Annotated in this window: 24 protein-coding genes and 1 CRISPR repeat array; of the genes, 7 read left to right on the forward strand and 17 right to left on the reverse strand. The window is 68.3% G+C overall.

Annotation, left to right across the window (positions count from 1 at the left end):
- Positions 1–14: 14 nt before the first annotated feature.
- From F8178_RS20420 to F8178_RS11305, 4 genes are all read left to right on the forward strand, one after another.
- A complete protein-coding gene (locus tag F8178_RS20420) occupies positions 15–155 on the forward strand; it encodes a hypothetical protein (protein ID WP_396345333.1) in 141 nt (46 codons plus the stop codon).
- Positions 91–579, forward strand: a complete 489-nt coding sequence (locus F8178_RS11295; protein WP_317494704.1) for a hypothetical protein — start codon at positions 91–93, stop codon at positions 577–579. Before F8178_RS20420 ends, F8178_RS11295 begins: the two co-directional genes overlap by 65 nt.
- A 30-nt stretch (positions 580–609) precedes the next feature.
- Positions 610–1,167, forward strand: a complete 558-nt coding sequence (locus F8178_RS11300; RefSeq protein WP_317494705.1) for a hypothetical protein — start codon at positions 610–612, stop codon at positions 1,165–1,167.
- Between the two features lie 786 nt (positions 1,168–1,953).
- Positions 1,954–2,103, forward strand: coding sequence for a hypothetical protein (locus F8178_RS11305; RefSeq protein ID WP_317494706.1), 150 nt, complete (start codon positions 1,954–1,956; stop codon positions 2,101–2,103).
- A gap of 301 nt (positions 2,104–2,404) precedes the next feature.
- Positions 2,405–4,386: a CRISPR direct-repeat array (repeat unit 28 nt; unit sequence GGATCATCCCCGCATGCGCGGGGAGCAC).
- Between the two features lie 74 nt (positions 4,387–4,460).
- Here the strand turns inward: F8178_RS11305 and cas2e are convergent.
- From cas2e to guaB, 11 genes are all read right to left on the reverse strand, one after another.
- Positions 4,461–4,871 carry a type I-E CRISPR-associated endoribonuclease Cas2e gene (gene cas2e / locus F8178_RS11310; protein WP_317494707.1) on the reverse strand — a complete coding sequence of 137 codons (411 nt, stop codon included), beginning with the start codon at positions 4,869–4,871 and terminating at the stop codon, positions 4,461–4,463.
- The gene (cas1e, locus tag F8178_RS11315; protein WP_317494708.1) at positions 4,868–5,818 is read right to left on the reverse strand and encodes a type I-E CRISPR-associated endonuclease Cas1e; all 951 of its coding nucleotides are present in this window, start codon (positions 5,816–5,818) and stop codon (positions 4,868–4,870) included. The genes cas2e and cas1e overlap by 4 nt, the downstream gene beginning before the upstream one ends.
- Positions 5,815–6,501, reverse strand: coding sequence for a type I-E CRISPR-associated protein Cas6/Cse3/CasE (gene cas6e / locus F8178_RS11320; RefSeq protein WP_317494709.1), 687 nt, complete (start codon positions 6,499–6,501; stop codon positions 5,815–5,817). Before cas6e ends, cas1e begins: the two co-directional genes overlap by 4 nt.
- Before the next feature lies 1 nt (position 6,502).
- On the reverse strand, positions 6,503–7,228 hold the full coding sequence (gene cas5e / locus F8178_RS11325) for a type I-E CRISPR-associated protein Cas5/CasD (protein ID WP_317494710.1): 726 nt from the start codon (positions 7,226–7,228) through the stop codon (positions 6,503–6,505).
- A complete protein-coding gene (cas7e, locus tag F8178_RS11330; protein WP_317494711.1) occupies positions 7,228–8,385 on the reverse strand; it encodes a type I-E CRISPR-associated protein Cas7/Cse4/CasC in 1,158 nt (385 codons plus the stop codon). Before cas7e ends, cas5e begins: the two co-directional genes overlap by 1 nt.
- Positions 8,386–8,436: 51 nt before the next feature.
- Positions 8,437–9,105, reverse strand: a complete 669-nt coding sequence (gene casB, locus F8178_RS11335; protein ID WP_317494712.1) for a type I-E CRISPR-associated protein Cse2/CasB — start codon at positions 9,103–9,105, stop codon at positions 8,437–8,439.
- Positions 9,102–10,748 carry a type I-E CRISPR-associated protein Cse1/CasA gene (gene casA / locus F8178_RS11340; RefSeq protein ID WP_317494713.1) on the reverse strand — a complete coding sequence of 549 codons (1,647 nt, stop codon included), beginning with the start codon at positions 10,746–10,748 and terminating at the stop codon, positions 9,102–9,104. The genes casB and casA overlap by 4 nt, the downstream gene beginning before the upstream one ends.
- Positions 10,741–13,554 (reverse strand): CRISPR-associated helicase Cas3', encoded by a 2,814-nt coding sequence (gene cas3 / locus F8178_RS11345; RefSeq protein ID WP_317494714.1) that lies wholly within the window; start codon positions 13,552–13,554, stop codon positions 10,741–10,743. Before cas3 ends, casA begins: the two co-directional genes overlap by 8 nt.
- Before the next feature lie 334 nt (positions 13,555–13,888).
- Positions 13,889–15,610 (reverse strand): GMC family oxidoreductase, encoded by a 1,722-nt coding sequence (locus tag F8178_RS11350; RefSeq protein WP_317494715.1) that lies wholly within the window; start codon positions 15,608–15,610, stop codon positions 13,889–13,891.
- A gap of 122 nt (positions 15,611–15,732) precedes the next feature.
- Entirely contained in the window at positions 15,733–16,869 is a 1,137-nt protein-coding gene (locus F8178_RS11355) for a GuaB3 family IMP dehydrogenase-related protein (protein ID WP_317494845.1), read from the reverse strand.
- A gap of 89 nt (positions 16,870–16,958) precedes the next feature.
- Positions 16,959–18,470, reverse strand: coding sequence for an IMP dehydrogenase (gene guaB / locus F8178_RS11360; RefSeq protein WP_317494716.1), 1,512 nt, complete (start codon positions 18,468–18,470; stop codon positions 16,959–16,961).
- Between the two features lie 227 nt (positions 18,471–18,697).
- On the opposite strand from guaB, the gene F8178_RS11365 reads away from it, so the two are divergent.
- A complete protein-coding gene (locus tag F8178_RS11365) occupies positions 18,698–19,069 on the forward strand; it encodes a DUF5319 domain-containing protein (RefSeq protein WP_317494717.1) in 372 nt (123 codons plus the stop codon).
- A 113-nt stretch (positions 19,070–19,182) separates the two neighbouring features.
- Here F8178_RS11365 and F8178_RS11370 read toward each other — a convergent pair whose 3' ends face one another.
- The 4 genes from F8178_RS11370 to F8178_RS11385 all read right to left on the reverse strand — a co-directional run bounded on the left by F8178_RS11370 (position 19,183) and on the right by F8178_RS11385 (position 22,818).
- The gene (locus F8178_RS11370; protein ID WP_317494718.1) at positions 19,183–20,094 is read right to left on the reverse strand and encodes an anti-sigma-D factor RsdA; all 912 of its coding nucleotides are present in this window, start codon (positions 20,092–20,094) and stop codon (positions 19,183–19,185) included.
- Entirely contained in the window at positions 20,095–20,667 is a 573-nt protein-coding gene (locus F8178_RS11375; RefSeq protein WP_317494719.1) for a sigma-70 family RNA polymerase sigma factor, read from the reverse strand. It lies immediately after the preceding gene.
- Between the two features lie 181 nt (positions 20,668–20,848).
- Positions 20,849–21,445, reverse strand: a complete 597-nt coding sequence (locus F8178_RS11380; protein ID WP_317494720.1) for a response regulator transcription factor — start codon at positions 21,443–21,445, stop codon at positions 20,849–20,851.
- Between the two features lie 317 nt (positions 21,446–21,762).
- Positions 21,763–22,818 carry a MerR family transcriptional regulator gene (locus tag F8178_RS11385; RefSeq protein ID WP_317494721.1) on the reverse strand — a complete coding sequence of 352 codons (1,056 nt, stop codon included), beginning with the start codon at positions 22,816–22,818 and terminating at the stop codon, positions 21,763–21,765.
- A gap of 286 nt (positions 22,819–23,104) precedes the next feature.
- Here F8178_RS11385 and F8178_RS11390 point away from each other — a divergent pair, with 286 nt between their 5' ends.
- A complete protein-coding gene (locus tag F8178_RS11390; protein ID WP_317494722.1) occupies positions 23,105–23,416 on the forward strand; it encodes a WhiB family transcriptional regulator in 312 nt (103 codons plus the stop codon).
- A gap of 134 nt (positions 23,417–23,550) precedes the next feature.
- Here F8178_RS11390 and groL read toward each other — a convergent pair whose 3' ends face one another.
- A complete protein-coding gene (groL, locus tag F8178_RS11395) occupies positions 23,551–25,155 on the reverse strand; it encodes a chaperonin GroEL (protein ID WP_317494723.1) in 1,605 nt (534 codons plus the stop codon).
- Positions 25,156–25,324: 169 nt separating this feature from the next.
- Entirely contained in the window at positions 25,325–25,618 is a 294-nt protein-coding gene (gene groES, locus F8178_RS11400) for a co-chaperone GroES (protein ID WP_317494724.1), read from the reverse strand.
- Between the two features lie 310 nt (positions 25,619–25,928).
- Between groES and F8178_RS11405 the strand changes: the two genes are divergently transcribed.
- The gene (locus tag F8178_RS11405) at positions 25,929–26,915 is read left to right on the forward strand and encodes a DUF3048 domain-containing protein (protein WP_317494725.1); all 987 of its coding nucleotides are present in this window, start codon (positions 25,929–25,931) and stop codon (positions 26,913–26,915) included.
- Positions 26,916–26,985: the final 70 nt, after the last annotated feature.

Genomic DNA, 26,985 nt, shown 5'->3' on the forward strand with positions numbered 1-26,985 from the left:
GTACGCGAGCAGGGATGCCACGGTCCGTATTGGCTGGCCTGGTCGGGCGCTCCGCAGAGTGGCTGAAGGCGGTGGAGGAACGGGCGACTGTTGCCACCGCGACTGCCGCTGATGCTACGCCTGGCCGAGGCGCTTGGTATCTGCGACCTCGGTGAGCTCACGGGAGACGAGCGGTTGACCGCCGCCTCGTTCGGCGAGAGCACCCACGAGAACCTCTCCGAGGTCGCGGAGGCGTTGGCCAGCCACCCCATCTCAGGGTCGGAAGAGCCGATCGACGTAGCCGGGATCACCGCCCGGGTACGACAGGGATGGGAGCTATGGCACGGTAGCCGCCGTCATCGCACCACGCTGGCCACCATCCTGCCCGGACTGCTGCGTGACACCCGCACCGCCGTACGACGCGTCGACGGAGACGAGCGCCGCACGCTGCTGTCAGCGCAAGCGCAGGTCTATCACCTGGCGCAGCTGTACCTCTCGTTCCAACCGGCCTCGGAACTGTTGTGGTTGACCGGTGATCGAGCCATGACCGCCGCACAGGACGCCGACGACCCTCACGCGATGGCTGCAGCCGCTTGGTAGGTCAACCACGTCTACCGCGATGCTGGTGAGATGGTCGAGGCGCGTGTCCATGTGGCCACCGACGCCGCCGCATTGCTCAACCCGGAGCGCAGCAACGAAGACCGCGCCCTGTACGGGCTGCTGCACCTGGCGATGGCGCTGTCGCACGCCAAGATCGGTCAGGAAGGTGAGGCGTGGCGCGCCTGGGACGTCGCCGACCGCACCGCCACAGCCCTCCCGGACGGCTGGACCCACCCATGGCTGATCTTCGGTCGGTGCATGGTGGATGCTTACGCCGTGACGATGCTGGCCGACTTAATGAAACCTACCGAAGCGGTGCGGCAGGCCGACCAGCTCCACCTCCGCCAGATGGGCTCAGCTACCCGGCGGTCGTTCCACCTGATCGAGACCGCACGAGCCTTCTATCTCCAGCGCGAGCCGGTCGCCACCGTAAGCCTGCTACGCAAAGCCGAAACCGAAGCTCCGGAGACGGTGCAATACAACCTCTTCACCCGCGCCGCCGTTAACGAACTCGCCGAACACGGCGGCACGACGGTGCGTGACGACGCTCGCGACCTGATGGGCAGCCTCGGACTGAGCCCCGTCTGACGGGTACAGCGTATGCCCCACCACGCAGGGGTATCGATTATACCCGTTGTGTAAGCAGGACCGACACACGATGGCGGCATGTCCAATTTTCTACTCAGCATTGCGCACATCTTTGCCCTGCCCCTGATTGCGCTCGTGCCATGGGATCGGCTCCTGTCCCAACCTCGGTGGCAACGAGTGGGTGGCAGACACCGCGCGACCGGGCACAACTCTGAAGGGTGGCCACCGTATCGCGAGGTCGACGTCTCACCGCAGGTTCGCTTATGACAGTCACCACGACCTACTGAATAGCCGAGGTTCCTGACCTGATCTACGGGCAGCAACCGGCTCACTGCATTACAGACGAACCCGAGTGCACCTCTCACGGCAACTACGGCGTCGTCTATCGCGCTGCATGCGGCGCTCCGCGCATCCCGTGCCACGACGACGGACAACGACATCGCTGCACACGATGTTTGTCGTTGATGTGGATGTTCGTGAAGTCAGCCCCACGACGGAAGGAGCCATAATGCGCCCGCTCACGCTTCCTGCCGACGGTTGGATGCCGCAGATCCCCGAGAACATCCGGCGCCTCCCCGCACACTGGGTCACGCCAGGCACCGCGAAAGTGGAGCTATGCCAGGGCCGGGGCTATCCCTCCACCTGCGGCCAAGCTTACTGCCTGCCGCTCTACGGATGGGATCGCAACGCCCGCATCCACGCCCACGAAACCTGCCCCGACTGCGCGACTATCGCGCCCTACGCACCCCGCACACCCATCCGCCCGGAAACACAAAGGGACGCCACATGAGCACCTGGCACCGCGCCGACGGCACCATCATCATCCACGACTACGACTACGACTACGACTACGACTACGACGAAGTCCACATCATCACCCCCGACGACCCCGACCACCCCACCAACACCACACCTCACGGCGACGGAGAGAGCTAAGGCTCCCGGTCCGGCGCATACGCTTCCGAGCCCACGCCGGGCCGGGTTCCCAACCGGCCGAGGCAGGCGTGGGACACCGAGACGGCATCATCGAACGCTCGCCACGTTCTCGCCAGCCGACTCAAGGACGCGCTAAGGTCTGAACGCCCGGTAGTGGACACGCATGAAAGCTCCGGAACTGGCCGGGATGAGTGTCGGCTTCACTACACAGCTCCAACGCCAGTCATCGTGCCCTTACGGAAACGCCGGACGGGCATCTCGCCCGCGTCCGGATCACAGTGAACGGTCCCGCCGCAGGGATCACCAGGACCCCCCTGCGCGGGGAGCACTGCTACAGCAGTGCGCTGACAGTGCGCACGGCAGGATCATCCCCGCATGCGCGGGGAGCACCCTCCGGTGGTGCTGTTGCTGCTGGGGCTGCTGGGATCATCCCCGCATGCGCGGGGAGCACGCGCCGCAGAGCACGATCGGGTCCGCTGCGGCGGGATCATCCCCGCATGCGCGGGGAGCACGGCGACGTGTACTGCTACTACGCCGTCGCATCGGGATCATCCCCGCATGCGCGGGGAGCACGCAACTGGTTCCACCTCAACCTGGAGGGCAAGGGGATCATCCCCGCATGCGCGGGGAGCACTAACCGTACGAGGCCCGGCGGACGCCGACGTAGGGATCATCCCCGCATGCGCGGGGAGCACGTGAAGATCATGCGCCGGAGCACTCGGAACTACGGGATCATCCCCGCATGCGCGGGGAGCACCAGCAGGGTCAGCCACGACTGCGATCATCCCTGGGATCATCCCCGCATGCGCGGGGAGCACTCCACGATCAAGCGGGTTCCCAGGCACTATCTGGGATCATCCCCGCATGCGCGGGGAGCACGTCGGCCCAGTCCTGCTCGGTGATCTGCTGCTGTGGATCATCCCCGCATGCGCGGGGAGCACGTGGGTGCTGCTGCGGCGGCGATCGGGCTGGGGGGATCATCCCCGCATGCGCGGGGAGCACACCCTCGACAAGTGGTACCAGCATGAGCAATCGGGATCATCCCCGCATGCGCGGGGAGCACACCAACCGGGACATCAGAGAGCAGGTAGTGGAGGGATCATCCCCGCATGCGCGGGGAGCACTTCGATTGCCTGGCTCCTCAATCACGGGAAACAGGATCATCCCCGCATGCGCGGGGAGCACCGCGCCGCGGCGGTGCAGCGGCACGGGTTGGCGGGATCATCCCCGCATGCGCGGGGAGCACGAGTCCGAGCATGTCGAGTAGTTGGGCGAGGTCGGATCATCCCCGCATGCGCGGGGAGCACTGTTCCATGCCGACCTCGCGCAACGCGGCGCGGGGATCATCCCCGCATGCGCGGGGAGCACGCCTGCGGCTGCAGCTGCAGCGGCCAACCCACGGGATCATCCCCGCATGCGCGGGGAGCACCAACAGAGAACGTCGCTGCGGTCCTAGCCATCGGGATCATCCCCGCATGCGCGGGGAGCACAGCCCGAACTGTGCGGCGGTGCGTTCGGCGTCGGGATCATCCCCGCATGCGCGGGGAGCACTTCCGGTACTTGGTGCTGCGCGCCGTGTACGTCGGATCATCCCCGCATGCGCGGGGAGCACCACAGGTGACGCAACTTCGCCCCGTAGCTGGTGGGATCATCCCCGCATGCGCGGGGAGCACCGACCGCCACGGCGGCGGCGGAGGCATCGGGCGGGATCATCCCCGCATGCGCGGGGAGCACAACCTGCCACGCAGAATCCCGGACGACGGGAAAGGATCATCCCCGCATGCGCGGGGAGCACGTCGCCAGTGGAGTAGTAGAAATTGCCGGTGAAGGATCATCCCCGCATGCGCGGGGAGCACGCCTGCGGGGCCTGCACGTGTATGGCGGCAAGGGGATCATCCCCGCATGCGCGGGGAGCACCTCCGAATCATTGCAGGTCACGGGCTCGTTTCGGGATCATCCCCGCATGCGCGGGGAGCACTCCCGGCATCGCCGAAGGGCCGCGGTGAAAACGGGATCATCCCCGCATGCGCGGGGAGCACCGCGGGCGGCTGCCCTGCCACAGGTGACGCAACGGATCATCCCCGCATGCGCGGGGAGCACGTCATCGACGAGTTCCGCAAGTCGAGCTTCCTGGGATCATCCCCGCATGCGCGGGGAGCACCTCGCGGACCCCGAGACCGCCTCGTTCGCGCGCGGATCATCCCCGCATGCGCGGGGAGCACTTTGGGAGTCGGCACAGACTGATTTGAGCGGAAGGATCATCCCCGCATGCGCGGGGAGCACACTTGATGACCTGCAATTTCAAGAGCTGAACCGGCCGTTCACCATCGGTTTCGATCCGTTGTCGCTTACAGGCATCACTCCTCAGTCTTCCTCTTACGGAACTTCTTTCTCGATTCACGGCGCTTCCACACCGTTTCGCTCTGGAAACCTCCGACTTTCGCGGCACTCGCGCCGCCGCTGGATGGTTTCGACTCAGTCGGGGTGTAGTCCGGGACGGTCTTCCTCCTCATCAGGGTGATCCCGTCGTAGTCCACCGGAGTCCAGTCGTGCCCGTGCACGTGGAAGGCCAATCGTTGTTCTCCACGGACGGCGTGAACCATGAGAGCGCGCCCATCCTGGACGTACTCGACAATGCGTTGCCACATCAGTGCCCGTACGCGGGCGGACACGTAACCGACGAAGACGCCCGGGCTGAGTTCCAGCAGCCACCTGGTGAGGTGTCCCCGTAGCCCGGGAGGCACCGCGGTGAGGATGACCACGGTCATGACGGCTCCTCGTACGCTATTCCGGCGCCGACCTCGCCCAGGTACTCGTCCCAGAGCACCACGTTGTCAGTGAACATGATGTCGTCCGTGGCGTCAGCCTCCTGCTCACCGAGCAACAGGCGCCGTATATCGCGGGAGCAGCGTTGCAGCAGGTTGCCATCGTGCACCATGTCACGCACGCGCCTGCGGACATCCGCTCCGATCTCCATGCAGTCACCTGCCGCGACGTCGAACGACGTGGGGATTGTGATCTCCGCCTTGTAGAGATCGGCGATGTCGTAGACGAACGAGCGGCTATGGCCGGTGTGGATGAAGCCCAGGGCCGGTGCGCACCCGAGTGCCACGATCACTGAGTTGACCACACCGTACAGGCACGCGTTGGCTGCGGACAGGGCCTGATTAACCGGGTCGCTAGCTTCCCAGTCCTCGGGATCGTAGGTTCGCCCTGACCACCTCACGCCGGTTCGTTCCGACTGCTCCCTGTACACACGCCGTACCCGTGCGCCTTCCCTGCCACGGAGCTGCTGCATGGACAGCTCCGACACCTGTTCCCCGGGAAACCGCATCGCGTACATCTCCCGCGCGACCCGCAGGCGCGACCGGCGATTGGTGACGGCTTCGGCCTGCGCTTCCGCCAGCCGTGACGTTCGGGCGAGGCCACCGCCGTGCGCATAGCATCGCACGCCTCGCTCCCCGACCCAGAGCACCGTCGACCCGCTGTCCGCCAGCAGCGCGATCGCCTGGTGCGTGACCGTGGTTCCCGGACCCAGCATCAACGCCCCGACCGAGGCGGCCGGTATGTGCACCGTGCCGCGCTCGTCGGTCGCGGTGATGGCATTGCTGTCCCGGTTGACCACGCAGCGTTCGAGGTAGAGGAACGAAATGCGGTCCTCGGCGCGCACCAGCTCTGCAAGCTCGGTGGGGCGGCGGCCTACGGTCCCGCTCATGAGAGGTCCTGGGAAGCAGGTCGGGCGAGCGTGAGCAGGCCGCAGCCGTAGGCCTTCGCCCGCCCCACGCCGAAGGTCAACGCGGAGCGGAGCGCATCCACATCGGTCACTTCAAGCTGGCCCTGGAACGTGGCTGTCGCAACGGTGACCCGGCGGTTGCCACGGGAAAACCTCAGCACGTTCCGGTGCACCACCGCGAGATCCGGCTCGCCGTCACGCCAGTTGGCCCCGGCAGCCTTTACGACGCGCACACCCCACGTGCCAGCACGATCCAGCAGCCACTGTTGCTGCTGCGTCACCGTCACGTGCCCCAGCGGCTTGGTGTCGCTCCAACCCTGCCGCCTACCGGATCGCACCGGGTTGGCGGTCAGCCGGAACTGCCAGCGCTGACCGAGCGTCAGCGAGTCGAGCAGCCGATCGTACGGCCGCGTGTCCCACGCGTCCGTGGTGGGGCGGCCTGCCTGCTCGGCGAGGTGCGTGAAGTCCGGCTTGTCGGGGCTGGCGACATACAGAACAGTGCGATGGTGGTCGCAAGTATCCACCCGCCAGAGTATCCGGCCCCCGTCGGTCGACCGCGGATCAGCGAACCCGGCGAGGACGGCAGCGTGCATGGCTTGGGGGGATCCCAGTAGCTTGCGCGCACCACGCCGGTGTGCGTTGAGGAACATCTTGGTCAGGAACACGTCACCCTCCCAGCAGGCTCATCGGGTCGTGCTCGTTCGTGGGCTCGTGCACGCCGTGCGGGTTGGGGACCTCCACCGACTCGCGTGTGACCGAGCGCCAGGCGTGCCTGCGCCGGTTCGGATCGAAACTCACCGGTTCGTCGCGCAGTGTCTCCGCGCCTGCTTCGTGCTCGGCGGCGTCTCGCACGGTTTCCAGGCGCACCGTGGCATCTCGGTGACGCCGCTGCTGGGCGGACGACGCCAGCCACGGGTGCGTGGTAAGCACCTCCTCCAGCGTCGCATCCCACACGTCCAGCGCGATCGGCCCGGCAGGCGGGCACGACCGCCTGCCCAGATACAGCGGGAACGCGGGACTGCGGACCGCCCTGTCGATGCCCTCGACGAGCGACCGCTCCCCTTCCAGCGCAGCCAGGAACACAGCGTCGCTGAGGTAGTAGCGGTGCGATAGCGGGAGGCGCTGCCACGTGACGGTGCCGTCACGTGCCTTTTTCGGGCGCTGCGCGGTCTGGAAGTCGCGCAGCAGCCTGCCGGGCTGGTCCAACCGCACCCCGAGCCGCAGTCCCAGCAGCTCCTCCAGCGGGTCGGTCCGCCGGATCCCCAGTGCCGAGGCGACCATCCCGACCACACCGCTCTTGGTCGGCGCAGTCTCGGTGCCACGGCGTACGAAGCGGCTCGCCGAGCCCCACGATTGCAGCGGCCCCGCCAGGCGCAACGCGACCGTCGCCATCACTGCCCTCCCAACCGCTGCGCCGCCAGCTCCCCGACACCGGAGACGAGGTCCGCCAGCGGCACGTTGGTGCCCATCTCATCCAGGCTGGCGGTGTCCTCGCCGACCCGGGTGACCCAGCTCGCTACCGGCCGCTCGCCGTACGCGCGCTCCACCTCAGCAGCCTCGGCGCACAACGCATCGGAGGCGCGCTTGATCCTTCCTTCGGCACCCGACTCACGTACCGGCGCCTCGAACGCACCGACCAGGTTGATCGGCTGGCTGTCCCGCACCTGAGCGACGACTGCCTCCGGCAACGTGCGGTTGGCGAAGGTGTTCTGCTTGCCGCTGGGCATGGTCCGCACGAAACACTCGACGAACGCCTCCACCGCACGGCGAGCCGCTTCGGTGCTGCCCAGGTTCGCTGCGAGGTGACCGAGATTGACCGTGGCGTAGCGGTACAGCGTGGACGAATTGAACTCGACCGTGCCGATCATCCCGGCGCCGGTTTCCTCCTCGGGGTTGGTGTCGTCGACGGCAGTGTAGTAGTCGAACTCGGTCTCCACCGGATGAACGCTGATGGCGTGCGCCACCTGCGCGGCAGCGTCGACGTTGATGTCGGCCTGGTCTGCGACCATCCTGCCGAACAGGGCGACATCGACCGAGTGGTCCCGGTTGGCGAGGTCCTTCACCTTGGCGTCCTTCAGCGCCTTCTTCACGTCACCAGCCTGGGCGGCGTCGATCGCCGCAGCGGCCAGGTTGTCGATCTGGCGGCGGCTCAGGAACACGAGATACCCGGACTCCTCGGTTGCCTCCGCCTGGGGCTCGTCGGAATCCTCGCCCTTCTTCGCCTTCCTGGACGGAACACTGGTCTTGATGCCGACCTCGTTCATGGTCGCCGTCGCCAGTTCGACCGCCCGGTCCGCCAGCTCGGGTGAGCTCTGCTCGATCGCGTCCGCCAGCAGCTGGACGATGCGTTTGGTCCGCACCCCCAAGTCGCTGTCGTCAAGACGGTCTCCGAAGGCCATGCGGGTGGCGCGCTTCCACGCCTGGCTGGACACGCGTGCTCTGCGGTAACCGCCGTAGACCGCGGTCTTGGGGCTTCCGGTGTCATCGCGGTTCAGGTTGCTCGGCGGCACCGTTTGCAGGACGTGGATGTCGATAAAGGTACGGCTCATGTCAGTCCTTCCTTCACATTGTGGACAGATCGTGCTCCCGGGTCGGTGTAGTCAGTCCGTGCCCTCGTTGTCGGCATCACCGGCGTCGCCGTGGCCCGACGCGGAATCGACCCGGTAGAAGTCGCGCCCCCACACCAGGCGCACCGACTCCCGTCGAGCGGGAGTGAGCAGCGCGGCGATGTCGCCGGCGAACGCGGCGTAATCGACACCGATGCCTGCCGCTTTGAGCTGATCGATGAGGCCACGGACGTGCACGAGCAGCTCGTCGACTGACTGGGCGGTGGCCGCTGCCATGAATCGGCGGGTGATCGCCTGCTCGCGCGCCCGATCGCGCTGTGCGAGCAGGCCGACCGCCCAGCCGAACGACACGCCCTGCCAGTGCACCGGGGCGGCCTGGGATTGCAGGTGCAGCGAGAACAGGGTGAGCGCCGCGTGAGCCGCTTGCTCCGCGCGGCTCGGACCGGTGCTGTCGCTGCCCGCCATCGACTCCGGCACCGCGCCGATCGTGTGCTCCCAGATCTCGGGAACGCTGCCCGCCGGCTTGCCCAGGCCACGCCGCAGCTGTGCCAGGTCGGCACGGGCAGACGGGGATCCGCGCAGGTACTCGTTCTGCAACCGGTCGATGCGGGGTTCCAGCGCGCGGCCGAGCTCGCGGTGCTCACGCGACCGCATGCGCCCACCCGCGTCGGAGCGTCCGGTCGCTGCTGCTTGTGCTGTCATCGTTCCTCCTGAAGTGCGGACTCGTCAGGGATGTGAGCGTGGACCAGCGCGAGCTTGGTTCGCAGCGCAGCACGGAACCACACCTCGGCCAGCGGCACGTTGACCAGCCGGTCGTTGATCGTCCGGCCGGTCCACGCAGCCGGGCTCGCGGTCGCCAGGAGCTCACCAGCCAGCTGAAGGCATGCTCGATGGACCCATCGCTGCCAGATGGCTCGCGCTTCCGGGAGGTCCGATCCGGTATCCAGCCGCGCCAGCCACGCACGGTACGGCGCGTCCAACGCCGCGTAGAGCTGCTCGCGCGCCTCGTCACCCGCGCCCGACCGGGCCTCGGCCCCGGCCGCTTGCGCAAGGTTCTCAGCGAAGATCCACAGCGCTCCCGCCGCCCCATCGGCATCACTCACGGCTTGTTCCGCGAGCTGACCGAGAGCGGGATCGTCGTGGCGTAACAGTGCCACCGCCACCGGTATCGAGTCATCGACGATCTCGGCGTAGGTCGAGCTCTGCGAGCCGTACTCGACCCCGATCGCCCGCACTCGCGCGCGGAACTCCTCGTCGAGGTGTCCTTGCGCCACCAGATGGGCGATCCATTGCAGGACACCGGGAGCGATGTGCTTCGGCTGCCCGGACTTTCCAGCCGTGTACCTGCCCGCGGTCGAGGGCAGCATCGCCCCGATACCGCGCCACACCGACCGCGCCGGGTCATGCGACTGCGGCATGTACACGGGTTCTTTGAACGACTTGCTTTGTGGCTCGCTGTAGCGCCACACCGAGTGGGGTTCCAGACGGTGCAGGTTGCGCGGTGGGATCCGGTCTCCGTTGGACAGCACCACCCCCGTGACGCCGCTCCGGTTCCCCACCAACCGCACACGTCGTGTCTGCCAGGTGTACAGGTCGATCGCACCGCGCGGCGGGCGATCCTCGGCTCCCGCAGGCTTGTCGACCTCGCGCTCCCACGGCGGCAGATCCTCCTGCCCGCCGATGCGCACGTAGGTGCCGAACTCACGCCCGATGAGGTTCAGCAGCAGCGTCTCCCGCAGGTTCGATCCCTGCGGCACGACCCCACCGAGCCAGCCGGACCAACCGGTACCGATCGGATAGCTCTTGCCTCGCTTCGCATTGTGATCGCCCACGACACCGGACTTGATTCCCGACGGGTCGAACGCGTGCGCATGTACCAGCCACCGCCCCGCCTCAGCGGGTTCCATACAGGCGAGGCTGGCGGCCGAGCGGGTGGTGAACAGCGGCTCACCGTTGGGAACGTCCGCGACCAGCCTGTCCAGACCCGATACCTCGTCCTTCTCGGTCCGCAGCCCCGGAACCTGGAAGAACGGTGCGGACTCGTCGAACAGGTCGAAGCGATTCTCCACACGCTCCGCATACCGGGCTATCCGGTCGGTCGGCAGCGCACCGGCCGACCACAGCTCCTCCCAGTCCTCGCCGTCCTCCGGCCCCTCCAGCGCTCGGTGGAGGAATGCCAGCAGCAGGCGCAGGATCGCGAAATCCTGTGTCGGCACATCCCCCGCGATGGAAACCACACCGGGCGCTTGCTCGAAGACCTCCGGAACGGACAGTTGACGCTCCCGTCCTCGCAGGTCGAGCACCGGAACCCACGGCTCGTGGAGCAGGTTGAATCCTTCACCCATCGTCGCTCACCACTTCCAAACCCCGTTCTCGCGTGTAGCGCACGTCCCGTCCGCCGATGCGGCCGGTGCCGTCACCGGAGAGGACCAACACCGGCATGCGATAGATCAGCGGGGAGTTCTCCCAGATCTCGGGCGTGACCTCCCACAGCTCGTCCTCGGTCTTTTCGTTGCTGAACGCCAACGGCAGACGGATGGCGCACCGGGTCATCACCTCGGCGAGCTCCTCCGGCGGCACCTCGTCGCGGGGAACGTCGAGGCCGGCCTGATCGCCCTCCAGCCACTGAGGCGTACGCCAGACTCCGTCGGCACCGGAGAGCACGAGAATCGCTTCGAGGCTCGGAGCGCCGTCACGGACCTGCCCCCGGCCCGCTGACTCCTCGTCGGCCTCCCCGGCATGCGCCGAGAGCCAACCCGCGATCGCCTTACCGGGCTTGCCCGGCGTTTCGATCTGGAAGCGTCGCGCCTTCTCCTCGCGCCGCTCGGTCGACGCGCGCAGCGCCTGCGCTGCCTCGTCGATAGCGGGCTGCCACTCCTGCGGGCCCAACGGCTCCGTGCCGTACGCGCGCTGCACCAGCGATGCGATATCCCCGGGCAGCTCAATGGTGGCGCCGAAACGCTCCCGAAGCACCGCGGCCGCGCGAAGCAGCGTGTAACGGTGATAGACGTACCGTTCCGCACCGGGTTCGAGTTCGGGTGGGCTCTGCTCGAAATCCGCGCCGGTGATGTAGGTGCGCGCGGTGCGCAGCTTCGGCGGTCGCCCGTCCTGCCCCTGCCCGCGCTGGTGACGGTGCGACCGGCCCATGCGTTGCAGCACCAGGTCGATCGGTGCCAGGTCGGTGACCAACAGGTCAAAGTCGACATCCAGCGACTGCTCGACCACCTGGGACGCCACCACGATGCACCGCTCCGGCCGACGCCGCGCCCGGCCCGGCGGACCGAACCGGTCAAGAAGCTCCCGGTCGTTGACCATCCGGTCAGCAATGATGAACCGCGAATGCGCGACGATCACTTCTCCGGGGAACGCGGATTCCAGGTGGGCCGCCGAATCCAACACACGGGCCACGGTGTTACGCACCACCAGCGCGCACCCGCCGTCCGCCAGCTCCTCCCGCAGCGTCGTGGTCAACGTGTCCGGCTCGTCGTCCAGCCAATCCACCCACATCGAGGTACGGCGCCCAGACGCCTCCACCGTCCGGACTTCCACCCGCGGCCCATCGGTCCAGGTGATCAGCGGGTAGGGAGTCGACCCCGTGCCCTGCTCCGAAGCATCACCCGTGCCTGCGTCGGCCTCGCCGCACCGCCCGGCCTGGTACGCCTCAAGCAGCTCCCGGCGCCGCTGCTCCGGCAACGTCGCCGACAGTGCCACGACCGGGACACGGTAGGCCCCTAGCCAGGTCAGCACCGTGGCCAGGTACGAGTTCATGTACGCGTCGTAGGCGTGGATCTCGTCCAGCAACACGACCTTGCCCGCCAGTCCCAGATGGCGCAGCATCAGGTGCCGGGATCGCAAACCGGCGAACAGGAGCTGGTCGATCGTGCCGACCGCGAAGTTCGCGAGCTGATTCTTCTTGCGCCCGGACAGCCAGGCGTGCGCGACCACGGCGTGCGCCCTGTCGCCGTGCTCATCGCGACCGACATCCGGCAGCCGACCGGCGCGCACCATCCCTCGGAACAGCCGGTTGAATCGGGCTTTCCCGTGGCTGAGCGTGATCGCCCCACCCACCGGTTGGTCCTGCGCACCGAGGGCGTCGAGCCAGGCGACGACACGATCGAACATGGCGTCCGCCGTCGCCTGGGTAGGCAGGGCAACGTGGAGTCCACCCGCGCCGGACCCGGCGGCAAGCACCTCGGCCGCGGCCAGCGCCGCCTCGGTCTTGCCCTCGCCCATCGGTGCCTCGATCACCACCATGCCCGGCTCGCGCGTTTGCCTGCAGACATCGAGCACCGCGTGCTGCACCGGGCGGGGGGTCGCGCCCTTGGGCAGATCGAACCGGCTGCCGAACAGCTCAACCGTCGACTCGGGCGGCTGCCGCACCTGCCACGGCTTCGGGAGCCGCAGCCCGCGTAGCGCCGCCGCCACTCGCTCGGAGTGCTCAGTGACTGGCGGCAGCGATGCGGCGTAGTAGTCGAACAGGTCCTGATTGCTGGCGATCCAGTCGGACACGATCACCAGACCGGAGGCCAGCACCTGAAACCGCTGGGACAGCGAGTGTTCCGCCCAGCGGTACAGCCGTTCCCCCGCGCCGGATCGCTCCGCGATCCACTGCACGAGCTCGTCCTGAACCTGCTTCCACAGCCGTGTGCCGTACAGCGAGGGGTTCGTCTGCGGGGTGATCTGCTCCTGCACGTCGTCGGGCGGGACACCATGGTGCCCACCCAGGATCACCCCCCACGCACGGGCGCGCTTCCTCGGCCAACCGCGTTCCTCCAACCACCTGATGAGCAGCTGGTGGCTGGCAAGGGCATGCGGGACGGAACGACGCTCAGGATCATGCTTGTTCGTCGGCATGTACAGGCCGTAGTCGCCCATGCGGTTCGCGAGGAAGTCGTGCTGCACGGCGAACGCCGGGGTCGCCTTACCGAGGTCGTGTGCACCGGCGAGGAACCCGACGGCCGCGCGGGCAGCCGCCACATCCCCACCGAACTCATCGGCCAGCAGGCCGGAGACGTTCGACGGCAGCCACTCGTCGAACAGCCGCGTGGCCACATGCAGGGCATCGTCCATGTGCTGCCACAGCGGGAGCCACCGCCCGTCGCCGTCGGCGGACTTCGACCAGACAGCCCTGGCAGGCTCGCTCAACCCCATAACTTCCCATCTCCGCGCCCGAGCTGGCCTGCCGGGAATCCGGTGGCTCACGGACGCCATCGCGACGCGTGACGCGCATCACTTTGCCATCCACCTCCGACACGAATCACCGATCGTCACCCGGATAGCCGAGGACTGTCACGGGCGAATTACCGGCGGTGGCGCGAATGCGTAACAACGTCCGTGTGGCTGTAACGGGGCCTGACGGCCTGCGACGAGGACGCGCGGACGTGCGACGGGAAGCATCGCGAGCCCCCAATATGCGGTGTCGCAGCGCCCGACACGGGGTGCTCCGGCACTGGACACGGGGTGGCCGTGTCCAGAGGCGAAAGGGTCAGCGGACCTCGGCGATGGGCAGGCGGAGTGCGCCGGGTGCGTGATCGGGGACCACGGGGTACTCGGGAGCCACCGGGCTGACCCGGCGGTAACCCTCGTGCTGCGGCGGGCGGGGGTCAGCCTCGCCGCGGTTCGGCCACATCGCGAAGGCGCGCTCGGCCTGCGCGGTGATCGTCAGCGAGGGGTTCACCCCGAGGTTCGCAGTGATCGCGGAACCGTCCACCACCGACACCCCCGGGTAGCCGTACAGCCGGTGGTACGGATCGATCACGCCCTCCTCGGCGCTGGAGCCGATCGCGCAACCACCGATGAAGTGGGCGGTGAGCGGGATGTTGAACAGCTCACTCCAGGTACCGCCTGCCATCCCCCCGATGTGCTCGGCGGCCCGCTGGGTGGCCTCGTAGCCTGCGGGGATGAACGTCGGGTTCGGCAGGCCGTGGCCCTGCTTCGAGGTGTAGCGCCTGCGGCCGAACCAGCCCTTCTTGGTGTAGGTGGTGATCGAGTTGTCCAGGCACTGCATCACCAGCAGGATCAGCGTCCGCTCGCTCCACCGGTGGGTACGCAGTAGCCGCGCCGCCTCGATGGGGTGGCGCGCCATGTAGCCCAATGCCTGCCGCCAGCGCGGCACGTCGGACTCGCCGTCGGTGGCGATGGTCTGCAGCAGCCCCATGGCGTTGCTGCCCTTGCCGTAGCGCACCGGCTCGATGTGGGTGTTCTCGTCGGGATGGATCGACGAGGTGATGGCGATGCCCGAGCTGAAGTCGCGCTCCGGATCGACCGACAGCCGCCCGGCGCCTGCGATGGCCTCGGAGTTCGTCCTGGTGAGCTCGCCCAGCCTCGGCGAGATCCGCGGCATGGCCTCGCTGTCGCGCATGCTGTGGAGCAACCGCTGCGTGCCCCAGGTACCGGCGGCCAGCACGACCTGGCCCGCGGTGAGCGTGCGCCGGAACCGGCGCGAGTGCTTACCGGTCTTGCGCACATCCACCTCGTAGGCGCCGTCGCCGCGCGGGCGCACCGCCGTGACGGTGGTCATCGGCACGACCTGCGCGCCTGCCTGCTCAGCCAGGTACAGGTAGTTCTTGACCAGGGAATTCTTGGCACCCACCCGGCAGCCGGTCATGCACGCGCCGCATTCGGTGCAGCCGGTACGTTCCGGACCGACTCCGCCGAAGTACGGGTCGGCCACCTGCTTGCCCGGCTCGCCGAAGTACACGCCGACCGGGGTCTTGTGGAAGCTGTCCGACACGCCCATGTCCGCGGCTACGGAGCGCATGACCTCGTCATGCGGGGTGTCGATCGGGCACTCGACCACGCCGAGCATCCGGCTCGCCTGGTCGTAGTAGGGCGCGAGCTCGGTCTCCCAGTCGGTGATGTGCGCCCACTGGCTATCGGTGTAGAACTGGCGCAGCGGGCGGTAGAGGGTGTTCGCGTACACCAGCGAGCCGCCACCCACGCCGGCTCCCGCCAGAATCATCACGTCGGAGAGCAAGTGGATCCGCTGAATGCCGTAGCAGCCGAGTTCGGGGGCCCACAGGTACTTCGGCAGGTCCCATGAGGTCTCGGCGAGCTCGTCGTCGGCGAACCGCCGCCCGGCCTCGATGACGCCGACACGGTAGCCCTTCTCGGTCAGGCGGAGGGCGGCCACACTGCCGCCGAAGCCGGAACCGACCACGATGACGTCGTAGTCGGGCTCGCTTCTCGTGGTGTTACGCGCAGTCACAGTTATGAGGATAACCCCGACGCGCACCCCTGACCATAGGTAGGTTACTGGCCGGTTACCCACGACAGAGATTTATCGATATATCGATCGAAATCGCACCGCGTGCTCACCGGGCGAGGCACTCACACCCGGGTGGTGACCTCGACCTTCTGGAACTCCTTCAGATCGGAGTACCCCGTCTTGGCCAACGCCCGGCGCAGCGCCCCGAACAGGTTGATCGTGCCGTCAGCGTCCGAGGCAGGCCCCAGCAGCAGGGTCTCCAGGTCCACGTGCCGCCCGGCCGCCGACACCACGCGGGAGCGCGGCAACGACGGGTGGGCCGCAGCGGAGGTCCAGTACAGTCCCTTCCCCGGCGCCTCATGCGCGGCAGCCAGCGGCGCGCCCAACATCACCGCATCCGCACCGCAGGCGATGGCCTTGGCGATATCGCCGCTGCACGTGAGCCCGCCGTCGGCGAGCACGTGCACGTACCGACCACCGGTCTCGTCGAGGTAGTCACGACGCGCGGCCGCCGCGTCGACCAGCGCCGTGGCCATCGGCACGCCGATCCCCAGCACCCGATCGGTGCTGGTGACACCGGGCGCGTAACCGTGCCCCACGATCACCCCGGCCGCACCGGTACGCATCAGGTGCATCGCGGTGCGGTAATCGCTTACCCCACCCGCGATCACCGGGACGTCGAGATCGGCGATGAACTCCTTGAGGTTGAGCGGCTCCTCGCCTTCCTGCGCCACGTGCTCGGCCGAGACGATGGTGCCTTGCACCACCAGGATCTCCACGCCCGCTGCCAGCAGCTCCGGCGCCAGCTCCACCGCGTGCTGCGGGCTCACCCGCGCCGCGACGGTGACCCCGGCCTCGCGCACGGTCTTGACGGCCTCGGCGATGAGCTCGCTACGCAGCGGCGCCGCGTGCAGCTGTTGCAGCTCGTTGACCAGGACCGCGGGATCGTCGGAACGCTCAGCCGTCCGCAACAGTCCGGCCAGCGCCGCGTCGGCGTCCGCGTGCCGTGCCCACAGTCCCTCCGCGTTGAGCACGCCGAGGCCACCGAGCTTGCCGAGCTCCACCGCCGTCGCCGGGGACACGATCGCGTCCGAGGGGTGAGCGACCAGCGGCAACTCGAACCGGTAAGCGTCGATCTGCCATGCGGTGGAGACCACCTTGGAGGAGCGGGTGCGCCGCGACGGCACGATCTCGACGTCGTCGAGGTCATACGCCTTGCGCGCGGTGCGCCCCATGCCGATCTCGACAAGATCTCGCACGTGCATTCCCTTCACCTGAACGCGGCTACCCGTCGGGTGCATCCTCCCACCCCGCGATGCTCGCGCCCGAGCCGGCGTGCCCGCGAGTGCTACCGGGTGGTGTAGTTCGGGGCTTCCACCGTCATCGTCACGTCATGGGGATGGCTCTCCTTGAGCCCCGCGGCCGTGATCCGGACCAGCTGCGCCTGGTGCAGGTCAGCGGTGGTGCGTGCGCCGGTGTAGCCCATGCCGGAGCGGACCCCGCCGACGAGCTGCTGCACCACGTTGGCCAACGGGCCACGGTACGGGGTCCTGCCCTCGATACCTTCCGGGATCAGCTTGTCCTCGGAGAGCACGTCGTCCTGCGCGTACCGATCCCGGGAGTGGGACTGCCCACTCTCGCTGCGGGAACGCATCGCACCGAGCGAGCCCATCCCCCGGTAGGTCTTGTACTGCTTACCACCGACCAGCACAAGCTCACCCGGCGCCTCGTCGGTGCCAGCCAGCAGGCTGCCCAGCATCACCGTGGAGGCACCCGCGGCGATGGCCTTGACGATATCGCCGGACTGCTGGATACCACCGTCACCGATCACCGGCACCCCGGCGGGGCGACACACCTGGTCGGCGTCGTAGATCGCGCTGATCTGCGGAACCCCGACCCCGGACACCACCCGGGTGGTGCAGATCGATCCCGGGCCCACACCGACCTTCACACCATCGGCACCGGCGTCCACCATCGCCTGCGCACCAGCCCGGGTGGCCACGTTGCCGCCGACCACGTCGACGGTATCGCCCAGTTCCTTCTTCACCGTTGCGAGCGTGTCCAGCACGTCGCGGGAGTGACCGTGAGCGGTGTCCACCATGAGCACGTCCACCCCGGCGTCGGCCAGCGCGAGCGCGCGTTGCCTGCCGTGCGTGCCGACCCCGATCGCGGCGCCGCACAGCAGCCGCCCGTCCGGGTCCTTGGTCGCGTGGGGGTACTTCTCCGTCTTGACGAAGTCCTTGACCGTGATCAGCCCGCGGAGCTTGCCGTCGCCGTCCACGATCGGCAGCTTCTCCACCTTGTGTCTGCGCAGCAGGCCCAACGCCGCGTCGGCGGAAACCCCGACCTGTGCGGTGATCAGCGGCGCCTTGGTCATGACCTCGCTCACCGGGCGCGAGTGATCCGCCTCGAACCGCATGTCCCGGTTGGTGATGATGCCCACCAGCGTGCCTGAGGCGTCGGTCACCGGAACCCCGGAAATCCGGAACCGCGCGCAGAGCGTGTCGACCTCGGCGAGGGTGTCCTCGGGCGAGCAGGTCACCGGGTCGGTGACCATGCCCGCTTCGGACCGCTTGACCACCTCGACCTGGGCCGCTTGCTCGTCGATGGGCAGGTTGCGCTGCAGCACGCCCAGCCCACCCTCACGCGCCATCGCGATAGCCATGCGCGCCTCGGTGACGGTGTCCATCGCGGCCGACAGCAGCGGGATCCGGAGCGTGACGTTACGGGAGAGCTGGGCACTGGTGTCGACACTGCTCGGCAGGACGTCCGTCTCGGCTGGCAACAGCAGCACGTCGTCGAAGGTCAATCCGAGCGGAGCGAACTTGGCGGGGACGGCGTCTGTGATCTCAGTGGTCATCGTGGGTGGCTGACCTTCCTTGCCCTGGTGGTTGGCCGCTCGTGCAGGTCGGGTGCACGGAAGAACCGTCGATAAGCTCCTACCGTGCATGGTATCGACCCACCGGCCACCGCACCGAGACGACCGGCGATTTCCCCGACCGGCTCACCAGCGGGCCACCAGCGAGGAACGGTGCTGTGAATAACCCGACATGTCGACCTGACAGGGGCGTTTAGTACCGTGCTAGCGTGCCGCACAACGTTTTGCCCCCAGACCCATTCGCCAACGATCCGAACGATCCCGCCAAGAGCCTAGGTGCCATGGACGACGAGCGAGGGGAGCCGATCAGCGATGCTGAGCGGGCCGAGTTGCTCGCCGACCTGGCCGACCTGTCCGTGTACCAGGCCTTGCTGGAGCCGCGCGGCGTTCAGGGAATCGTGGTCGATTGCGTGGACTGCGAGCAAGCGCATTTCCACGAGTGGCACCTGCTGCGCGCGAGCCTCGAGCAGTTGCTGACGGACGAGCGGATGCGACCGCACGAGCCCGCCTTCGACCCCGACCCACAGCACTACGTCAGCTGGGAATACTGCCGGGGCTTCACCGACGGCGTCGGCAACTGACAGGGCAATCGACAGCCTGCCGAAACCGCTCGCTCTACCGACGCCGCCGACGGAAGCGGTTGTGACACCCCTGCTCGCGGTACGCGCCTGAGCTGATACTCGCCGCGCTACCGCTACTCGTCGTCGGAGCTCTCGGAACCGTTCGAGTCGTCGTCGGAACCACCGGAATCCGAGTTGTACTTGCGTTCCGTGGTGTCGCCGGTGGGCTCGTCCTTATCATCCGATGGTGTCGGGCTTGGCGAGGTGGTCGCGTCGTCGGTCTCCGTCGGTGTCCCGTCCGGGGAGGTGGTCGGGCTCGTCGTGGCGCTGGTCGCGTCCTTGTCCTTGGACGTCGCCGGGCTGCTCGTCCTCCCCTCCGGCGAGGTGGTGCCCTCGGCACCCCCCGCAGAGTCGCCGTCGGTACCACCCTCACCGGAGGAGCCGTTCCCCTCGTCGAGGCGCGTCATCAGCTCCCGGTGCTGCTCGGTCAGCTCGGCCCGATCCTCCTCGATGTGGACCGAATCGAGCGCGACCTGCGCCTCCTCCAGCGCGGACCGGGCGTCCTCCAGCTGCCCCCTGGAAAGCGCCGTCCTCGCGAGGTTGAACTCATGACGCACCTCGGTAGCCGCTTCGATGGAGCGCGCCTTGTCCGCGTACAGCACCTTGGTCACGCCCCAGAGCGTATCCCCAGGCTGTGCGTCCTTCGCCGCGATCCCCGCTCCCGCGAACGCGATGCCCAGCACCGAAGCCGCAGCAGCCACCGGGACCAGGAACTTCCACCGGCGCGCCCGGTCACCGTGACGCCTAGCCAGGTTCGCCGCAGCGACCGTGCGTACGGCGGTGTCGGAATCCACCAGCTCGGGAACCGGCTGGCTGTCGACCTCCCGTCGCCACGACAGCAGCAGGGCGTTGAGCTCGGCCTCACCGAGCTGGTCCGACTCGCTGGGATCGGCACCGCCGAGCGCATCCAGCAACGCGTCGTCGGCGTGGACCTGCGCGATGTCGTCGAGCTCGCGCTCCCACTCGTCCCAATCGCGCTCGGGCACTCAGACCACCTCCTCCGCGGCCAGCGCCTTCCTCAGCCGAGCGAGCGCACGGTGCTGAGCAACCCGAACAGCTCCCGGGGTCGATCCCACAGCTTCAGCTGCCTCCTCCGCTGACATGCCAACGACGACGCGCAGCAGCACGATCTCCCGCTGCTTCTCCGGCAGCACGTCGAGCAGCTGCGCCATGCGGTTGTTCAACTCACCCTGCAAGGCGCGTTGCTCCGGGTCGACACCGGTTTCGACTTCATCGGGCACTTCCGAGACCGGGTCGGCACGGTTCCGCCGGGCTGCACGGTGCGCGTCTGCGACCTTGTGTTGCGCGATGCCGTACACGAACGCCAGGAAGGGCCGCCCCTGGTCCTGGTAACTCGGCAACGCTGTCAACACCGCCAGACACACCTCCTGAGCAACGTCGTCCGCGGAGGCGAACGAACGCTCCTGCATCCCGACCCTGGCGCGGCAGTACCGCACCACGAGGGGACGGATAGCGGCAAGCAGCCGCTCGATCGCTTGAGGATCGCCCTCGACGGCAGCCGCGACCGACTGGTCGAGTCCATCCCCCACATTCGACATCGCAGACAAGGGTCCAGGTGTTACGTGTAGGCGGACAGAGAACACGGCGCGAGACACATTGCGTCACTCGCGCCGGTGACCTCTCTACGTTACCTGCCTGCCATATGGGCCACGAGCCCGGCAGGCACCATTTCCGGTTCCGGGGACACGAACCCGGCCACCATGGGGCGGTACTCGGGTGTCAGGACACCAGACCGCGGCGGAAACCGTACGCGACGGCCTGCGCCCGATCCCGCACGCCGAGCTTGCGGAACAACCGCCTGGCGTGGGTTTTCACGGTGTCCTCGGACAGGTAGAGCTCGCGCCCGATCTGGCCGTTGCTCTTGCCCTGGCTCATCCCGCGCAGTACCTGCAGCTCCCTGTCGGTGAGCTGCACGCCGGGATCGGAGGGCTGGCGCTGGGTCGGTACGGACGTACTCGCCAGGGTATGTGCCAGCGCGGCGACCAGTTCGGGGCGGGAGGCGTCCCACCGCAGGTAGCCGCGCGCCCCACCGGCGATCGCGGCCGCGATGCTGCTCGCGTCGTCCGGCGCCCCGAAGACGATCACGTTCGCCTGGGGGTTGGCCGAGACCAGCCTGCGGGTGGCTTCGACACCGGTGGGCACGGCCCGCTGTGTCCCGACAAGCACGACATCGACCGGCTGCCGGGAGTATCTGGCCAGCAACTCCTCGCCGTGCGCCACACAGTCGATTCGGCTGACTCCGGGGACAGCCGACATCACGCGAGTCAGCCCTTCGCGCACACTGCGCCGGTCATCACAGATCAAGACCGTCGTCACGGGGGGTTCCTTCCTGCAGCCGGGTGACGTTCCAATTCCCCTATCGGACGCTGACGGCCCAACCTTGACACGATCCGGTGGCTTTTTTTCCAAGAATTTCGCCCAGATGTCTGTACCGGTACTCAGATCGAGAGACAAGCGCAGGCTGACCACCCACAACGGGTATCCGTAGCCACGAGTGAGGGACAGAGCCGCGCACCACGCTACGTAGCGCGCCATGCACAGTATGCCAAGACCTGTCCACCTTCGCAGCCCCGCATCCCACGCCACCCGAGGCCGAGCCCTCCGGCCTCACCCGTGCCGTCGAGCCGGTGCGCTCACCCCGGCGTCACCACGCCGGCAAGGACGTAGCTGATGCGATCCGCCGCCTCGGTGACCGAACCGAGCGGTTCGACGGAGGCGGGCAACGCCGAGACGTCCCACCCGGAGCCCCACACGAACACCCTGCCCCGCTGCTTACTCCTGGACAGCCGCCGCGCCAGCACCGGCTCGGCGGCGCTCGCGTGATACGCCCACAGCACGATGGCCGACGGAGCGCAGCGACGCGCGGCGGCCACCAGCGCGTCGCTGGGCAGCGTCGCGTTGAACACCAGCGCGTCGACCCCCCGCAGCGCCAGACCGGCGGCGAGCGCGTACAGCGCGAGGTTGCGCCGGTCGTCTCGCATCGCGACCAGCAGCACCGGGTGGTGGTTGCTCGGCCGTTCCACCCGCGGTGTGGCGCGGACCAGCGCGCCAAGCGCGCATTCGGTCAGCACGTGCTCGGACTCGATGCCGGGGCGCTGCCTGCCCCACCCCTGGGTGATCGCGGCCAGTACGGGCGCGATCACCTCGTCGAAGGTGGACAGCGGGCCGTCTGCGGCCACGGCGTCCTCAACGAGGCGACGCACCGCACGGGGATCCATCGCCAGCGTGGCCGCGCTCAGCCTACGCGCGTGGCGCGAACGGCGCTCGCGGGCGCGCGCGTCGTCGGCTGCCGCCTGCTCCTGCTTGCCCGCCCCGGCCGGAGCTCGCGCGGCGGGCTCGGCTGACTCGCCTGGCTCGTGCGGTGGCCGTGCCGCGTCACCGGCCTCCAGCGCGTACCTGGCTGCCTCCGCGGTCGAGGCGCCACTGAGCAGCGCACGCTGCATAGCCTCGAGCCTGGCGATGTCGCCGGGCGAGTACCGCCGGTGCTTACCTCCGGTATGGCCACTCGGCCCCAGCCCGTACCGCCGATCCCAAGTCCGCAGCGTCGCCGGTGCCACGCCGAGCCTGCGCGCCACGGCCGCCACCGGCAGCGTCGGCTCCTCCGAATCCGGCTGCGTGCGCCGCCGACCCGCCTCCGACGCGCGGTGATGCGCGGCAGGCTCGTGGCCATCCGCGTACTCAGCGGGCATCCCTGGCGGCACTCCCATCAATATTCCGGCGTGCGATGCACCGGGCAACCGGAACCCTTCGCATCATAGGCCGTTCCTCACACGCCTGGGGGATCTTAGCCGCCCGAATTGACCTTGGTCCCTTGAACAACTCTTGGCGCGGTTCTAACGTTACGGCCACTGCACCAAATGGAGCAGCACGAGAGAGACAAGGACGGCACACGCGCTTCACGCAGGCGCTCGCCGCACGGCCGAGCGCACAACCGCATGAACGACAACATCCGACTCCACTCGTAAGGCGGCGACCATGGCAGACACGCGGAGGCTCCCCGGCCCCAACGCGGACGTGTGGGACTGGCAACTCGAAGGTTCATGCAGGGGGATGGACAGCGCGTTCTTCTTCCATCCCGACGGCGAGCGTGGACCCGCGCGGGCACGGCGCGAAGCGATAGCGAAGGCCATCTGCCAGGGCTGTCCCGTGCTCCAGATGTGCCGCTCGCACGCGCTCGCCGCGCAGGAGCCCTACGGGGTCTGGGGCGGGCTCTCCGAAGCAGAGCGGGAGAGCATCATCAGATCGCGCAAGGCGAGACAGGAGTCGCTCGCCCTCGCCAACGGATAGGGCTGTCACCAACCATCCTGCTCGCTCGATGCTGACGTCGATGTGCGAAGGGGCGGTCGGCTCCCGGTACCATCCGGGAGCCGACCGCCCCTTGTGTGCTCGTCGCCGAGCGGGCGATACGGCGCAGGCTACCCCTAGTGGGAGTGCCCGCCGTCCTCCTCGTCCTCCTCCGGCTTCTCCACAACGGAACCCTCCGTTGTCAGCACGGACTTGGCGATCGACGTCGCGTTGGACACCGCCGAGCGGGTGACCTTGACCGGGTCGACGATGCCGGCCGCGGCGAGATCGACGATCTCACCGGACGCGGCGTCGAAGCCGCGGCCCCAGCTCTCCTCTGCCACCTTGGACACCACGACCGCGGCCTCGTGGCCCGCGTTGTGGCTGATCCAGAACAGCGGCGCCGACAGCGCCTCGCGCACGATCGACACGCCCGTGGCCTCGTCGCCGGTGTAGCCGAGGTTGTCCTTCAGTGACGCTGCGGCGTGCACCAGCGAGGAGCCACCGCCGGGCAGGATGCCCTCCTCGACCGCTGCCTTGGTGGACGCGACCGCGTCCTCGATACGGTGCTTGCGCTCGTTGAGCTCGGTCTCGGTGGCCGCGCCGACCTTGATCACAGCGACCCCGCCGCCGAGCTTGGCCAGCCGCTCCTGCAGCTTCTCCCTGTCCCAGTCGGAGTCGGTGGTCTCGATCTCCTTGCGGATCTGGGCGATACGCGCCTGCAGGTCCTCCGAGCTGCCACCGCCGTCGACCAGCGTCGTCTCGTCCTTGGTGATCACCGCACGACGGACGGTGCCGAGCGATTCGATGCCGGTCTCGGACAGCTTGCGGCCGAGCTCGCTCGAGATCAGCTCGCCACCGGTGACCACGGCGAGATCCTGCAGGAAGGCCTTGCGGCGGTCGCCGAAGAACGGTGCCTTGACCGCCACCGCACTCAGCGTCTTCCGCAGCGAGTTGACCACCAGGGTCGACAGGGCCTCGCCCTCGACGTCCTCGGCGATGATCAGCAACGGCTTCTTCGCCTCGATGACCTTCTCCAGCAGCGGGAGCAGGTCGTTCAGCGCCGAGATCTTCTCGGTGCACAGCAGCACGTAGGCGTCCTCGAGGACGGCACGCTGCTCCTCGGGGTTCGTGGCGAACTGGGCGGATACGTAGCCCTTGTCGAACTGCACGCCCTCGGTGATGGACAGCTCGGTTCCCATCGTGGAGTGCTCCTCCACGGTGATCACGCCATCCTCACCGACCTTCTCGACAGCCTCGCCGAGCAGGGCTCCGATGTCGGGATCACGCGAGGTGACGGTACCGACCTGCGTGATGCTCTCCCGGCCCTTGACCGGCGTGGCGTGCTCCTTCAGGGTCTCCACGACCTTCTCGGCGGCCGCCTCGATGCCGACCCCGAGCGCGGCCGGGCTCGCTCCGGCGGCCACGTTCCGCAGGCCGTGCTTGACCAGCGCTTGCGCCAGCACGGTCGCGGTGGTGGTGCCGTCACCGGCCACATCGTTGGTCTGAGTCGCGACGCTCTTGGCCAGCTGAGCTCCGAGGTCCTCGAACGGGTCCTCGAGCTCGATGTCCCGCGCGACCGTCACGCCGTCCAGCGTGACCGTCGGACCGCCGAACTTGCGGTCCAGCACCACGTGCCGACCGCGCGGGCCGAGCGTCACCTTGACCGCGTCGGCGAGTTTGTTGACGCCACGCTCGAGGGCCTTACGCGCCTCGTCGTCAAAGTTGATCTGCTTAGGCATAATCGTTGCCTGCTTACCTCTCGGTGACTTGTTTGGTGCGTCGGGCTTGCCACACGCGAAAACGTGCCGAGCATGTGCTGAAGCCACGACGACAACAGGCGCCCCGGCCCCCGGGTTCTGGTGTGGGGGTCCGGGGCGCCTGCGCGTATCGGTTGTCGCCTGGCGCTGGTCAGTTGACGATGGCCAGCACGTCGCGCGCGGACAGGATCAAGTACTCCTCACCGTTGTACTTGACCTCGGTACCGCCGTACTTCGAGTGAATGACAACGTCACCCTCCTTGATGTCCAGGGGGATGCGGTTGCCCTTCTCGTCGATCCGGCCCGGGCCTACGGCCAGGACCTTGCCCTCCTGGGGCTTCTCCTTGGCTGTGTCCGGAATGACGAGGCCGGAGGCCGTCGTCTCCTCGGCCTCGCTCGCCTGGACAACGATCCTGTCCTCGAGCGGTTTGATGTTCACGCTCACCGGTTTGACCTCCACGGGTCGAAAGAAAGCGTTGGCAGGTTTTCGGTGCTTACATGCTCGATGGCCGGGCGCGTGCGGGCTGGCTCACCATCCCGAGCGGCCGTTCGACGACCACCCATCCGGGAAGCGAGGTTGGCGCGCACTTGCCCGTCATCTCGCAGGGGTACGACTCCTACCACCCCGTCGTCGCGGGTTGCCGGGGCGTGCTTGGCGCCGTCGATTTAGCACTCTACCCATGTGAGTGCTAGACGTGCAACCGGGGCCCGGTACGGTCGCACACGAGCGTGCGTGTGCCTAGCGTTGACGGCGTATGCCACCACGCCCGCTCGAGACCCTGATCGCTGTATTCGGCGCCGTCGCCGTCGTCGGCGTGTTCGTCGCGGGCGTGTTGCTCCTCGGCTCCGATGACGGCGGCGACGACCCGTCGGCGGACCGCGAACCGCCGCCACCCGCCAGCGAGCACGCGCCCGAACCCGCACCCGAGCCGGAACCGTTCCCGCCCGCGGTGGTCACCAAGATCGACGCCAGCGACAGGGGGGCGCCCCACATCGGGCTCGGCTCGGCTGGTGCCATCCTCGTCCAGCCGGTCGAGGGCGGGCTGAGCCTGCTGCTTGCCGTGCACTGGAACGACCGGCCCCCACTGCTCGGCCCGATCAGCAGCGCCCGGCAGACCGACCTCGAACTACTCGGGCAGTTCCGGCAGCCCGTGCTCGCCCACTCCGGGGCCGCTCCCGAACTCCTGCCACTGGTCGCCGCGACCCTCCCGCGATCGTTCACGCCGGAGAACCGGCCGGAGGCCTTCCACAGGGACACCGATCAACCCGGCCCGCGCAACCTCTACGTCCACCCTGATCGGCTCCCGGAGACCCCCGAGACCCGTCGCCCGTTCCCGACCGGACCCGCCCCGCGCGGTGGCGCGCCCGTGACCGACTACCAGGTCCCCTTCACCAGGGACAGCTACGAGTTCACCTGGTCGGACGAGCGGGAACGGTGGCTCGTCGAGCGCAGCGGCGAACCGTTCACCTCCGAGGAGACAGGGCAGCTGGACGCCGGGACCGTCGTCGTGCTCCGCGTACCGACCGAGACCGGCCTCGGCATCACCGACGCCTCGGGACGCCTGTCCCCGTTCGCCCGAACTGTCGGCGAGGGCGAGGCGACCGTACTCCGTGACGGGCGGGCGTTCCCGGCCACGTGGCAGCGCTCCGGCGCCGCGGAACCGACACGGTTGACCACCGAGAACGGCGTCCCTATCGCGCTCGGCCCTGGCAGGCTCTGGGTACTGCTCGCGCCCGAATGAGCGCCTGGTGAGCGCCTGTCGCACCGCCGCACCGAGCCCGGCGGCGACGCTCCCACCCGGTATACCTCAG

The organism is Haloechinothrix sp. LS1_15, from assembly GCF_033042135.1.
GTDB lineage: Bacteria > Actinomycetota > Actinomycetes > Mycobacteriales > Pseudonocardiaceae > Haloechinothrix.